This window comes from Micromonospora matsumotoense (assembly GCF_050951065.1).
In the GTDB taxonomy this organism is placed as follows: Bacteria; Actinomycetota; Actinomycetes; order Mycobacteriales; family Micromonosporaceae; genus Micromonospora; species Micromonospora matsumotoensis.
Genome location: NZ_CP192025.1, coordinates 4,858,392 through 4,873,161, shown reverse-complemented (window position 1 = coordinate 4,873,161; position 14,770 = coordinate 4,858,392). Strand labels below are relative to the sequence as shown.

1 protein-coding gene (running past one end of the window) is annotated in these 14,770 nt (G+C 67.4%); it reads left to right on the top strand.

Going from position 1 to position 14,770, the window contains the following annotated elements; translation table 11 throughout:
- Positions 1–14,770, top strand: partial view of a non-ribosomal peptide synthase/polyketide synthase gene (locus ACQP1S_RS20820; protein WP_432898088.1) — the final stretch only. It extends 16,517 nt beyond the left edge of the window; 14,770 of the gene's 31,287 nt are visible here — the last part of the coding sequence; its start codon lies beyond the left edge, outside the window; it ends in the stop codon at positions 14,768–14,770.

Sequence of the window (14,770 nt, the reverse complement as noted above, 5' to 3'; positions counted from 1 at the left end):
CGACGTCGTCGGCTTCTTCGTCAACACCCTGGTATTGCGGACCGACGTGTCCGGGAACCCGACCTTCCGCGAGGTGCTGGTCCGGGCGCGGGAGACCGCGTTGTCCGCGTTCGAGCACCAGGACGTGCCGTTCGAGAAGCTGGTGGAGGAACTGGCCCCGGCGCGGTCGATGGCCCGGCACCCGCTCTTCCAGGTGATGCTCACGCTGCAGAACAACGCTGAGGCGGTGCTGGACCTGCCCGGCATCCAGAGCGCCGCGCCGTCCATCGCCGCTGCTGCCACCGCCAAGTTCGACCTCGAATGGAGCATTGAGGAAACCCATGACGAAGCGGGCGCACCGGCAGGTCTTCGCGGTGCGTTGACGGCTGCGGTTGATCTGTTCGATTCGGGTTCGGTGGGTGTTCTGGCGGAGCGGTTCATGCGGGTGCTGACCGCGCTAGTTGGTGAGCCGGGCGCGCGGGTGGGCACTGTGGATGTGCTCGATGTGCGGGAGCGTTGGCAAGTGCTGTCGGGTTGGAATGACACGGCGGTGTCGTATCCGGTGGATGACACGGTGGTGTCGTTGTTCGCCCGGCAGGTGGCGGCTACGCCGGATGCGGTCGCGGTGGTGTTCGAGGGTGTGTCGGTGTCGTATCGGGAGTTGGATGCGCGGGCTGGTGCGGTGGCCCGGTCTTTGCGGTTGGTGGGGGTGGGTCGGGAGTCCGTGGTGGGTGTGTGCTTGCCGCGCGGGGTGGATTTGGTGGTGGCGTTGGTGGGGGTGTTGAAGGCGGGCGGTGCGTTTCTGCCGGTGGATCCGGAGTTTCCGGTGCAGCGGGTGGGGGTGATGTTTGCGGATGCGTTGCCGGTGGCGGTGGTGACGTCGGTGGGTTGTGCGTCGGTGGTGCCGTTGGGGGTGGCGCGGGTAGTGGTGGAGGAGGTGGTGGTGCCGGTGGTGCCGGTGGTCTTGCCGTCGGTGGGTGCGGGGGATGCGGCGTATGTGTTGTTTACGTCGGGGTCGACGGGTCGGCCGAAGGGTGTGGTGGTGTCGCATGGGGGTGTGGTGAATCGGTTGCGGTGGATGCAGGACCGGTTTGGGTTGGTGGTGGGTGAGCGGGTGGTGCAGAAGACGCCGTTTACGTTTGACGTGTCGGTGTGGGAGTTCTTCTGGCCGTTGGTGGTGGGTGGGACGGTGGTGGTGGCCCGTCCGGGTGGTCACCGCGATCCGGCGTATCTGGCGGAGTTGATTCGTGAGGAGAACGTGTCGACGGCGCATTTTGTGCCGTCGATGTTGGAGGTGTTCCTGCCGGTGGCCGGATCGTGTACCGGACTGTCCCGGGTGGTGTGTTCGGGTGAGGTGCTTTCGGAGTCGGTGCGGGACCAGCTTCTGTCGGTGTTGCCGGACACCGAGTTGCACAACTTGTATGGGCCGACGGAGGCGTCGGTGGATGTGACGGCGACCCGGTGTGAGGTGGGTGTGCCGGTGACGATCGGGTCGCCGGTGGCGAACACCCGTACCTATGTGTTGGACAGCGCGATGCAGCCGGTGCCGGTGGGGGCGGCGGGTGAGTTGTATTTGGCTGGTGTGCAGTTGGCGCGGGGGTATGTGGGTCGGGCGGGGTTGACGGCGGAGCGGTTCGTGGCGAACCCGTTCGAGGCGGGTGAGCGGTTGTATCGCACGGGTGACCTGGTCCGGTGGACCCCCGGTGGGGAACTCGACTACCTGGGTCGTACGGATGACCAGGTGAAGGTTCGTGGTGTGCGGATCGAGTTGGGTGAGGTGCAGGCGGCGGTGGCCGCGCATCCGCAGGTGGTGCGGGCCGCGGTGGTCGTGCGCGACGATCGGCTGGTCGCCTACGTCGTTGTCGTCGGTGGTGATGGTGCTGGGGTGCGGGAGTTCGTGGGGCAGCGGTTGCCGCAGTACATGGTCCCGGCCGCTGTCGTCGTTCTCGATGAGTTGCCGCTGACGAGTAGCGGGAAGCTTGATCGGCGGGGGTTGCCGGCGCCGGACTTCGCTGGGGCTGTCGGGTCCAGCCGGCCTGCGGTGAATGCGCGGGAGGAGTTGTTGTGCGCGGGGTTCGCCGAGGTTCTGGGCTTGGAGCGCGTGGGGGTGGGGGATGATTTCTTTGCTTTGGGTGGGCATTCGTTGTTGGTGGTGCGGTTGGTGGAGTGGTTGCGGCAGCGGGGTGTGTCGGTGCCGGTGCGGGCGTTCTTCCAGACGCCGACCCCGGCGGCGTTGGCAGCGACCGGCGGTGTCGACTCGGTTGAGGTGCCGGCGAATCTGATTCCGGCGGGTGCTTCGGTGATCACTCCGGGCATGTTGCCGTTGGTGGACCTGACGCAGGAGCAGATTGATCGGGTCGTCGCCACTGTGGATGGTGGTGCGGCGAATGTTGCGGACATTTATCCTCTTGCTCCGTTGCAGGAGGGGATTTTGTTTCATCATTTGTTGGCGGATGGTGGTCGGGATGCGTATGTGTTGCCGACGGTGTTGGAGTTTGCGGATCGGGGTGTGTTGGGTCGGTTTGTGGAGGCGTTGCGGGTGGTGGTGGGTCGGCATGACATTTTCCGGACGGGGATTGTGTGGGAGGGGTTGCCGGAGCCGGTGCAGGTGGTGTGGCGTCGGGTGGTGTTGCCGGTGGTGGAGGTGGCGGCGGTGGGTGTGGATGAGTTGTTGGCGGTGGTGGGTTCGGTGATGGATTTGGGTCGGGCGCCGTTGGTGGATGTGCATGTCGCGGTGAACGACAACACGACCGACATCGGCGGCGACAGTGGTGGGGCTGGTTCGTGTTTGGTGGTGGTGCGGGTGCATCATTTGGTGCAGGATCATTTGGGTTTGGATGTGTTGTTGGATGAGGTGCGGTTGGTGTTGGCGGGTGGTGGTGAGGCGTTGGGTGAGGTGTTGCCGTTTAGGAATTTTGTGGCGCAGGTTCGTGGTGGTGGTGTGGTGGGTGGGCATGAGGAGTTTTTCCGGGGTTTGTTGGGTGATGTGGTGGAGTCGACGGCGCCTTTTGGGGTGTTGGATGTGCGGGGTGATGGTTCGGGGCAGGTGCGGCGTCGGGTGGTGGTGGATGCGGGGTTGGTGGGTAGGTTGCGGGTGGTGGCGGCGGGTTTGGGGGTGAGTGCGGCGTCGGTGTTGCATGTGGCGTGGGCGCGGGCGGTGGGGGTGTTGTCGGGGCGTGATGATGTGGTGTTCGGGACGGTGTTGTTCGGGCGGATGAATGCGGGTGTGGGTGCGGATCGGGTGCCGGGGCCGTTCATCAACACGTTGCCGGTGCGGGTGGGTCTGCGTGGGGTGGGTGTGCGGGCGGCGGTGATCGGCATGCGCGACCAACTCGCGGGTTTGCTGGAACACGAACACGCCTCGTTGGCCCAGGCGCAACGTGCGAGTGGGGTGGCGGGTAGTGCCCCGTTGTTCACGTCGCTGTTCAACTACCGCCACACCCAACGCCCCAGCGAACCGCAGGCAGACTTCGACGGCATCGGAATTGTTTACTCCCATGAACGCACCAACTATCCGCTGAACGTCTCCCTGGACGACGCAGGCGACACCATGGCGTTGAATGTCAACGCGGTTGCGCCGATTGACGCCGCCGAGGTGGCCCTGCTGCTGCACACCGCCATCGAAAACCTGGTAACTGCCCTTGAGTCGGACGATGACCTGCCACTCGACTCGGTCGAGGTCCTCGACGAAGCCGCCCGCAGGCGAATTCTCGTCGACTGGAACGACGCCGGCACCGACGTACCGACCGCTCTGCTCCTCGAATCGTTCGAGCGGTGGGTAGCCCAGACCCCGGACGCGGTCGCCATCGTCTCCGAGAGCGGCGCCCTCACCTACGGGCAGCTCGACCGCCGCACCAACCAGCTCGCCCGTCTCCTCGTGGATCGCGGGGTGGGACCGGAGTCGGTGGTGGGGCTGTGCCTCGACCGAGGTGCCGACCCGATCATGGGACTGCTGTCGGTGCTGAAGGCCGGTGCGGCGTACCTGCCGATCGATCCGGCTCACCCGGCGGATCGCATCGCGTACCTGTTGGACGACTGCCGTGCAGTGCTCGTCCTGGGTCGGTGCGACGTGTCACCGGTACCGGTGGTGGCGCTCGACGACCCGGCGATTGACGCGATGTCGGTAAATGGGCTGGGGGATCGGGGGGTGTTGCCGGAGCATCCGGCGTATGTGATTTATACGTCGGGGTCGTCGGGGCGGCCGAAGGGTGTGGTGGTGACGCAGGCGGCGGTGGCGAATTATGTGGCGTCGGTGCCGGAGAGGTTGGGTTTCCCGCAGGTGGGGGGTCGGTATGCGTTGTTGCAGGCGCAGGTGACGGACCTGGGGAACACGGTGTTGTTCGCGTCGTTGGCGCGGGGTGGGCAGTTGCACATCCTGCCTGAGCGGGTGGTGACGGATCCGGTGGCGGTGGCCGGGTATCTGGTCGAGCACCGGATCGATCATTTCAAGGTGGTGCCGTCGCATCTGATGGCGTTGGGTGCTGCGGGTGGCCTGGCGGCTTTGGTTCCCGCTGGTGGTGTGGTGCTGGGTGGTGAGGCGGCGCCGGTGGACTGGGTGCGGGAGCTGGTGGCGGCTGCGGACGGCCGGCCGGTGTTCAACCATTACGGGCCGACGGAGACGACGATCGGTGTGCTCACCGGTCGCCTCGACGGTGACGCTGTGGTGCCGGTCGGTACGCCGATTCGTAACGTGCGTGCCTACGTGCTTGACGACAGGTTGCAGCCGGTGCCGGTCGGGGTGGCGGGTGAGTTGTATGTCGCGGGTGTGGCGTTGGCGCGGGGTTATGTGGGCCGGCCGGGGTTGACCGCGGAGCGGTTTGTGGGGTGTCCGTTCGGGTCGGGTGAGCGGATGTATCGCACCGGGGACCGGGTGCGGCATCTTCCTGATGGGCGGTTGGTGTTCCTCGGCCGGGTCGATGATCAGGTGAAGATCCGCGGGTATCGGGTCGAGCCGGGCGAGATCCACACCGTCCTGGTCGCGCACCCCGACGTACGCCAGGCGGCCGTGCTCCTCCGGGACGACCGGCTGGTGGCGTACGTGGTCGGAGGCGACGGCAGTGGGCTGCGGGAGTGGGTGGCACAGCGGCTGCCCGAGCACATGGTGCCATCGACCGTCGTTGTCCTCGACGCGCTGCCGCTGACCTCGAACGGCAAGCTGGACCGCTCCGCGCTGCCCACCCCGGACCGGACCGCGCCCGCCGGCGTCGACCGCGACTCGCTCGACCCCCGTACGGAGCTGCTCCGCGTCGCGTTCGCCGACGTGCTCGGCCTCGACCACGTCGGTGTCGACGACGACTTCTTCGACCTGGGAGGACACTCGCTGCTCGCGGTCCGGCTGATCAGCCGGATCCGGATGGTGTTCCACGCCGACGTGCGACTCCGTACCCTGTTCGACGCTCCCACGCCGGCCAGGCTCGCGGCCCGGCTGTCCGACGCCGACCAGGCCAGGCTCGCGCTCGGCGTGCAGATCCGGCCGGAGCGGATGCCGCTGTCGTATGCGCAGCGCCGCCTGTGGTTCATCAACCAGCTCGAAGGCCCATCGGTCACCTACACCATGCCTGTGGTTCTCCGGCTGTCCGGCGACGTGGACCCGGCGGCCCTTGACGCGGCGCTGCGCGACGTGATCACCCGACACGAGGTGCTGCGTACCGTGTTCGCGACGGCGGACGGCGAGCCGTACCAGCGGGTGGTCGACCCGACGGATCTGGACTGGTCGCTGGAACTCGCCACGGGCGAGTCGGACGCGATCGCCGCCGCCACCGGTTACCGCTTCAACCTCGCGCAGGAGATCCCGATCCGGGCCTGGCTGTTCGACCAGCAGACGCTTGTGGTGGTCGTCCATCACATCGCCGGTGACGGATGGTCCTGGGAGCCGCTGGCCCGGGACCTGTCCACCGCCTATGCGGCCCGCCGTGCCGGCAGCCCCCCGGACTGGCGTCCGCTGCCCGTGCAGTACGCCGACTACGCACTGTGGCAGCGGGAGCTGCTCGGCGATCCAGACAACCCGGACAGCGTCGCCGGCCGGCAGCTGATCTACTGGCGGGATCGGCTCGCCGACGTACCCGAGGAACTGAACCTGCCGGTCGACCGACCGCGCCCGGCCACCGCCGGCCACGAGGGCCACAGCATCGACCTGACCGTGCCCGCCGCGGTGCACGTCCGGCTGCGCGCGCTTGCCCGCGCCGAGGGTGTGACCGTGCCGATGGTGGTTCAGGCAGCCCTCGCGGTCCTGCTGTCCCGTCTCGGCGCCGGCACCGACGTTCCGATCGGCTCGGTCGTCGCCGGCCGGACCGACGAGGCCCTCGATGACCTGGTCGGCTTCTTCGTGAACACGCTCGTGCTGCGGACCGACCTGTCCGGCGACCCGGCCTTCACCGAACTCCTCGCTCGGGTCCGGGACACCGCCGTGGCAGCCCTGGAGCACCAGGACGTTCCCTTCGACCGCCTCGTGGAGGAACTCGCGCCGGCTCGGTCACTGTCGCGGCACCCGCTGTTCCAGGTGGCGCTGAACGTGCAGAACCAGGTCGAAGCGAGCCTGGACATCGTCGGCGCCGACGCGTACCGGTTGTCCGCGGGCACTCGGGCGATCCGGTTCGACCTCGAGTTCAGCTTGCGCGAAACGTGGAACGCGGACGGCGCGCCACTCGGGCTGCGCGGTGTCGTGCGGGGGTCCGCTGATCTGTTCGAGGCCGACACCGTGCGGCGGCTCGTCGACCGGTTCGTACGGGTCCTGGGCACGGTCGCCGCCGAGCCGGGAACCCGGTTGAGCGCGGTCACCCTGCTCGACGAGGCCGAGCGATATGACGTGCTCACCGGTTGGAATGCCACCGGCGCGCGGATCGACCCGACGTCGGTCCCGGCCCTGATCGCCGCCCAGGTCGCGGCCACGCCGGACGCTCCGGCAGTCCACTTCGGCGGAGCGATCCTCTCGTACGCCGACCTGGACGCACGTGCTGACCGGCTGGCTCGGGTGCTGGTGGCACACGGCGTCGGACCGGAGACGGTCGTCGCGCTGCGCCTGCCGCGCGGCTTCGACATGATCGTCGCGCTGCTGGCCGTGTGGCGGGCTGGCGGCGCGTACCTGCCGATCGACCCGGAGACGCCGACCGAGCGGCTGGCGTACGTGGTGGAGGACGCCCAACCGGTGGCCATCGTCGCCACCCCGGCGACCGCCGGGGCGGTGCCCGCCGGACCGCACCTGATCCTCATCGACGCGCTGCCGGACGACGCCGACGACGTGTCACTTCCGGAGTGGGGACACGGCGGCCAGGCCGCTTACGTCATCTTCACCTCCGGCTCGACCGGCCGACCGAAGGGGGTGCTGGTCGACCACGACGCGCTGACCAACTTCGTGTCCGCCATCGCCGATCACCTGGAGATCACTCCCGGCACGGCGATGCTGCAGTACGCGTCGTTCTCCTTCGACATGTCGGTGATGGACATCGTCGTGCCGCTCAGCCGCGGTGGGACCGTGGTCGTGCCGAGTGAGGCCGAGCGTGCCGAGCCCGAACTGCTACGGGCGCTCGTCGCGGCGTCCGGGGCACGGACGGCGACGCTTGTGCCTTCGCTGCTCGGCGTGCTCGAACCGGACGACCTCGCCGGCGTGCGGGTGCTGTTCGTCGGCGGCGAGGTCGTCGACCCGGCGCTGGCGGCCCGGTGGGCGCCGGGCCGCAAGCTGGTCCACATGTACGGGCCGACCGAGACGACGATCGTGATGGCGGTGGACGCGATCGACCCGCAGCGTCCGGGCCCGCTACCGCTGGGCGGGCCGCTGGCCAACAGCCGCGTCTTCGTCCTCGACCACGCGTTGGCGCCGGTGCCGGTGGGTGTGGTCGGTGAGCTGTACATCGCCGGGTCCCAGCTGGCGCGGGGTTACGTTGGACGGGCCGCGCTGACCTCCGAGCGGTTCGTGGCATGTCCTTTCGGGGCGGGCGAGCGGATGTACCGCACCGGTGACCTGGTGCGGTGGAACGCCGACGGTGAGCTGGTGTTCGCGGGTCGGGCGGATGACCAGGTGAAGATCCGGGGGTTCCGGATCGAGCTGGGCGAGGTGCAGGCTGCGCTGACGGCACATCCGGCAGTTCACCAGGCGGTCGTGGTGGTTCGGGAGGACAGCCCGGGCGAGCGACGGCTGGTCGGGTACGTGACCGGCGGTGCGGACCTCGACATCGAGGCTGTGCAGGGTTTCGTGGCGGCGCGGTTGCCGGAGTACATGGTGCCAACGCTTGTGGTGTTGGCCGGGATGCCGTTGACGTCGAGCGGGAAGGTGGACCGTCGAGCACTGCCGGCCCCGGTGGTGGTGGAACGCCGTCCCGGTTCCGGTCGGGGTGCGATGACGCCTCACGAGGAATTGTTGTGTGCGGCATTCGCCGCGGTGTTGGGCCGTGACGCCGTGGGCGTGGATGAGGACTTCTTCGCCCTGGGCGGGCACTCGCTGTTGGCGGTGCGGCTCGCCGGTCGGGTACGGACGGTGCTGGGCGTCGAGGTGCCCCTGCGGACGTTGTTCGAAGCGCCGACGCCACGGGCGTTGGCGGTGCGGCTGTCGTCCGCGGAAGACCAGGCCCGTCCGGCTCTGACGTCGGTCGAACGGCCGGCGCGGGTGCCGCTGTCCTTCGCACAACGCAGGTTGTGGTTCATCAGCCGGTTGGAGGAGTCGACGGCGGCGTATCACGTGCCGATCGTGCTGCGCCTCGACGGGGTCGACCCGGTGGCGCTGGAGTTGGCGCTGCGGGATGTGTTGGCCCGGCACGAGGTGTTGCGCACGGTGTTGCCGATGGTCGACGGAGAGCCGTTCCAACAGATCATTCCCGTCGATGAGCTGGACTGGCGGTTGACGATCGCCGAGACCGATGACCAGGACGCCGCCGTGGCGGCGGCGATCGCGGAGCCGTTCGACCTCACCGCCGAGGTGCCGGTCCGGGCGTGGTTGTTCGACGGGTCGGTACTGGTGCTTGTGGTGCATCACGTGGCGGCCGACGGCTGGTCGATGGCCCCGTTGGCGCGGGATCTGTCGCAGGCGTACGCGGCTCGTCGGGTGGGTCAGGTGCCGGGGTGGTCGCCGTTGCCGGTGCAGTATGCGGATTTTGCGGTGTGGCAGCGGGGGTTGTTGGGTGTGGAGTCGGATGTGGGGAGTGTGGGTTCGCGGCAGGTGGGGTTTTGGCGTGGGGTGTTGGCGGGTGTTCCGCAGGAGTTGGGGTTGCCGGTGGATCGGGTGCGTCCGGTGGTGGCTGGTCGTGGGGGTTGTGGGGTGGGGTTGGTGGTGTCGGCGGGGGTGCATGCGCGGGTGGTGGAGGTGGCGCGGGTTGAGGGTGTGACGGTGTTCATGGTGTTGCAGGGGGCGTTGGTGGTGTTGTTGTCGCGGTTGGGTGCGGGGGTGGATGTGCCGGTGGGGACGGTGGTGGCGGGTCGTGTGGATGAGGCGTTGGATGAGGTGGTGGGGTTTTTTGTGAATACGTTGGTGTTGCGGACGGATGTGTCGGGTGATCCGTCGTTTGTGGAGTTGTTGGGGCGGGTTCGTGAGGTGGGGTTGTCGGCGTTTGAGCATCAGGATGTGCCGTTCGAGCGGTTGGTGGAGGAGTTGGCGCCGGAGCGTTCGCTGTCCCGACACCCGCTGTTCCAGGTGATGCTGACCGTGCAGAACCAGACTGCCCCCGTGCTGGACCTCCCCGGCGTGGAGACGGGTCAAGTGAGCACCGGCACCCCGACCTCGAAGTTCGATCTCCACTGCACCCTGCAGGAGTCGTACGACAGCACGGGCACCGCCGCCGGCCTGCACGGCTCAATGGTCGGTGCCGCGGACCTGTTTGACTCCACGACGGTGAGTGGTCTCGCGGAGCGGTTCGTGCGGGTCTTGACCGCGCTTGTCGACGACCCGGGTGCGCGGATGAGCACTGTGGATGTGCTGGACGCCGAGGAGCGTTCCCAGTTGTTGGTGGACTGGAATGACACGGCGGTGTCGTATCCGGTGGACGACACCATTGTGTCGTTGTTCGCCCGGCAGGTGGCAGCTACGCCGGATGCGGTGGCGGTGGTGTTTGAGGGTGTGTCGGTGTCGTATCGGGAGTTGGATGTGCGGGCTGGTGCGGTGGCGAGGTATTTGGGGTCGGTGGGGGTGGGGCCGGAGTCGGTGGTGGGGGTGTGTTTGCCCCGTGGGCTCGACCTGGTGGTGGCGTTGTTGGGGGTGTTGAAGGCTGGTGGTGCGTATCTGCCGATTGATCCGGAGTTCCCGCAGCAGCGGGTGGAGGTGTTGGTGCGCGACGCGGGTGCCCTCGTCGTGTTGGAGTCGGTGGTGGGGTTGGACGGTCCGGATGTGGGCTCGGTTGAGGTGTCCTCGGGTGGTGCGGCGTATGTGTTGTTTACGTCGGGGTCGACGGGTCGGCCGAAGGGTGTGGTGGTGTCGCATGGGGGTGTGGTGAATCGGTTGCGGTGGATGCAGGACCGGTTTGGGTTGGCAGCCGGTGAGCGGGTGGTGCAGAAGACGCCGTTTACGTTTGACGTGTCGGTGTGGGAGTTCTTCTGGCCGTTGGTGGTGGGCGCGACGGTGGTGGTGGCCCGTCCGGGTGGTCACCGCGACCCCACCTACCTGGCCGACCTGATCCGTGAGGAACACGTGTCCACGGCGCACTTCGTGCCGTCGATGTTGGAGGTGTTCCTTCCGGTGGTCGCGTCGTGTCCCGGTCTGGCCCGGGTGGTGTGTTCGGGTGAGGTGCTTTCGGAGTCGGTGCGGGACCAACTTCTGGCGGTGTTGCCGGACACCGAGTTGCACAACTTGTATGGGCCGACGGAGGCGTCGGTGGATGTCACCGCGACCCGGTGTGAGGTGGGTGCACCGGTGACGATCGGGTCGCCGGTGGCGAACACCCGCACCTACGTCTTGGACAACAGTCTGCAACCAGTGCCGGTGGGTGCCGGCGGCGAACTGTATTTGGCCGGTGTGCAGTTGGCGCGGGGATACGTGGGTCGGGCGGGGTTGACGGCGGAGCGGTTTGTGGCCAGCCCGTTTGAGTCGGGTGAGCGGTTGTATCGCACGGGTGATCTGGTCCGCTGGACCAGGGACGGCGAGTTGGACTATCTGGGTCGCACCGATGACCAGGTGAAGATCCGTGGTGTGCGGATCGAGTTGGGTGAGGTGCAGGCAGCAGTCGCGGCCCATCCGCAGGTGCGCCAGGCGGCGGTGGTCGTGCGGGATGACCGGTTGGTGGCGTATGTCGTGGGTGATGGTGCTGGGGTGCGGGAGTTCGTGGGGCGGCGGTTGCCGCAGTACATGGTCCCGGCCGCTGTCGTCGTTCTCGATGAGTTGCCGCTGACGAGTAGCGGGAAGCTCGATCGGCGGGCGTTGCCGGCGCCGGACTTCGGCGGGGCTGTCGGGTCCAGCCGGCCTGCGGCGAATGCGCGGGAGGAGTTGTTGTGCGCGGGGTTCGCCGAGGTTCTGGGCTTGGAGCGCGTGGGTGTGGAGGATGACTTCTTTGCGTTGGGTGGGCATTCGTTGTTGGTGGTGCGGTTGGTGGAGTGGTTGCGGCGGCGGGGTGTGTCGGTGCCGGTGCGGGCGTTCTTCCAGACGCCGACTCCGGCGGCGTTGGCGGCCACTGGTGGTGTGGAGATGGTTGAGGTGCCGGCGAATCTGATTCCGGTGGACGCGTCGGTGATCACTCCGGGCATGTTGCCGTTGGTGGACCTGACCCAGGAGCAGATCGACCGCATCGCGGCGACTGTGGATGGTGGCGCGGCGAACATCGCCGACATTTATCCTCTTGCTCCGTTGCAGGAGGGGATTTTGTTTCATCATTTGTTGGCTGATGGTGGTCGGGATGCGTATGTGTTGCCGACGGTGTTGGAGTTTGCGGATCGGGGTGTGTTGGGTCGGTTTGTGGAGGCGTTGCGGGTGGTGGTGGGTCGGCATGACATTTTCCGGACGGGGATTGTGTGGGAGGGGTTGCCGGAGCCGGTGCAGGTGGTGTGGCGTCGGGTGGTGTTGCCGGTGGTGGAGGTGGCGGCGGTGGGTGTGGATGAGTTGTTGGCGGTGGTGGGTTCGGTGATGGATTTGGGTCGGGCGCCGTTGGTGGATGTGCATGTCGCGGTGAACGACAACACGACCGACATCGGCGGCGACAGTGGTGGGGCTGGTTCGTGTTTGGTGGTGGTGCGGGTGCATCATTTGGTGCAGGATCATTTGGGTTTGGATGTGTTGTTGGATGAGGTGCGGTTGGTGTTGGCGGGTGGTGGTGAGGCGTTGGGTGAGGTGTTGCCGTTTAGGAATTTTGTGGCGCAGGTTCGTGGCGGTGGTGTGGGTGGGCATGAGGAGTTTTTCCGGGGTTTGTTGGGTGATGTGGTGGAGTCGACGGCGCCTTTTGGGGTGTTGGATGTGCGGGGTGATGGTTCGGGGCAGGTGCGGCGTCGGGTGGTGGTGGATGCGGGGTTGGTGGGTAGGTTGCGGGTGGTGGCGGCGGGTTTGGGGGTGAGTGCGGCGTCGGTGTTGCATGTGGCGTGGGCGCGGGCGGTGGGGGTGTTGTCGGGGCGTGATGATGTGGTGTTCGGGACGGTGTTGTTCGGGCGGATGAACGCGGGTGTGGGTGCGGATCGGGTGCCGGGGCCGTTCATCAACACGTTGCCGGTGCGGGTGGTGATGCGTGGGGTGGGTGTGCGGGCGCAGGTGACGGGGATGCGGGATCAACTCGCGGGTTTGCTGGAACACGAACACGCCTCATTGGCCCTGGCGCAACGCGCTAGTGGGGTAACGGGCAACACCCCGCTGTTCACCTCACTGTTCAACTACCGCCACACCCAACGCCCCAGCGAACCAGTCGACGCCTCGACCAATGAGCACAACGACGACAGCATCGGCGTGGTGTACACGCAGGAGCACACGAACTACCCCTTGACGATCGCGGTGGACGACAGCGGCGACGCCATTGGCTTGACCGTTGACGCGGTGGCTCCCATTGATGCGCGTCTGGTGGCGTCGCTGTTGGCCACGACCATCGAGAACATGGTGGCCGCGCTGGAGGTCGATGGTGAGGTGCCGCTGACCCGGGTGCAGGCGCTCGACCAGGCGCAGCGTTCCCAGTTGTTGGTGGACTGGAATGACACGGCGGTGTCGTATCCGGTGGACGACACCATTGTGTCGTTGTTCGCCCGTCAGGTGGCGGCCACGCCGGATGCGGTGGCGGTGGTGTTCGAGGGTGAGTCGGTGTCGTATCGGGACCTCGACGTCCGGGCTGGTGCGGTGGCGAGGTATTTGGGGTCGGTGGGGGTGGGGCCGGAGTCGGTGGTGGGTGTGCGGATGGGCCGTGGGCTCGACCTGGTGGTGGCGTTGTTGGGGGTGTTGAAGGCTGGTGGTGCGTATTTGCCGATTGATCCGGAGTTTCCGCAGGCGCGGGTGGAGGTGTTGGTGGCTGATGCGGGTGCGGTGGTGGTGTTGGAGTCGGTGGTGGGGTTGGACGGTCCGGATGTGGGGTCGGTTGAGGTGTCCTCGGGTGGTGCGGCGTATGTGTTGTTTACGTCGGGGTCGACGGGTCGGCCGAAGGGTGTGGTGGTGTCGCATGGGGGTGTGGTGAATCGCTTGCGGTGGATGCAGGACCGGTTTGGGTTGGTTGCTGGTGAGCGGGTGGTGCAGAAGACTCCGTTTACGTTTGACGTGTCGGTGTGGGAGTTCTTCTGGCCGTTGGTGGTGGGTGGGACGGTGGTGGTGGCCCGTCCGGGTGGTCATCGTGATCCGGCGTATCTGGCGGAGTTGATCCGCGACGAGAACGTGTCGACGGCGCACTTCGTGCCGTCGATGTTGGAAGCGTTCCTTCCGGTGGCCGCGTCCTGTCCCGGACTGTCCCGGGTGGTGTGTTCGGGTGAGGCGCTTCCGGAGGCGGTGCAGGACCAACTTCTGACGGTGTTGCCGGACACCGAACTGCACAACCTGTATGGGCCGACGGAGGCGTCGGTGGATGTCACCGCGACCCGGTGTGAGGTGGGTGCACCGGTGACGATCGGGTCGCCGGTGGCGAACACCCGCACCTACGTCTTGGACAACAGCCTGCAACCAGTCCCGGTGGGCGCCGGCGGCGAACTGTATTTGGCCGGTGTGCAGTTGGCGCGGGGATACGTGGGTCGGGCGGGGTTGACGGCGGAGCGGTTTGTGGCCAGCCCGTTCGAGTCGGGTGAGCGGTTGTATCGCACCGGTGACCTGGTCCGCTGGACCAGGGACGGCGAGTTGGACTATCTGGGTCGCACCGATGACCAGGTGAAGATCCGTGGTGTGCGGATCGAGTTGGGTGAGGTGCAGGCAGCAGTCGCGGCGCATCCGCAGGTGCGCCAGGCGGCGGTGGTCGTGCGGGATGACCGGTTGGTGGCGTACGTCGTGGGTGATGGTGCTGGGGTGCGGGAGTTCGTGGGGCGGCGGTTGCCGCAGTACATGGTCCCGGCGGCGGTGGTTGTTCTGGATGAGTTGCCGTTGACCAGTAGCGGGAAGCTTGATCGGCGGGCGTTGCCGGCGCCGGACTTCGGCGGGGCTGTCGGGTCCAGCCGGCCTGCGGCGAACGCGCGAGAGGAAAAGCTGTGCGCTCTCTTCGCGGACGTCCTGGGCCTGGACCACGTCGGCGTCGAGGACGACTTCTTCGCGTTGGGTGGGCACTCGCTGCTGGCTGTGCGGCTGGTCAGCCGGGTCCGGGTTGAGCTGAACGTCGACCTGGCGCTGCCCGTTCTCCTCGACGCGCCGACCGTCGCCGAACTGGCCGGCAGGCTTGGCGACACGCCGTCCAGCCGCGCGGCCCTGCGTCCGATGCGCCGCGGCCCCCACACCTGA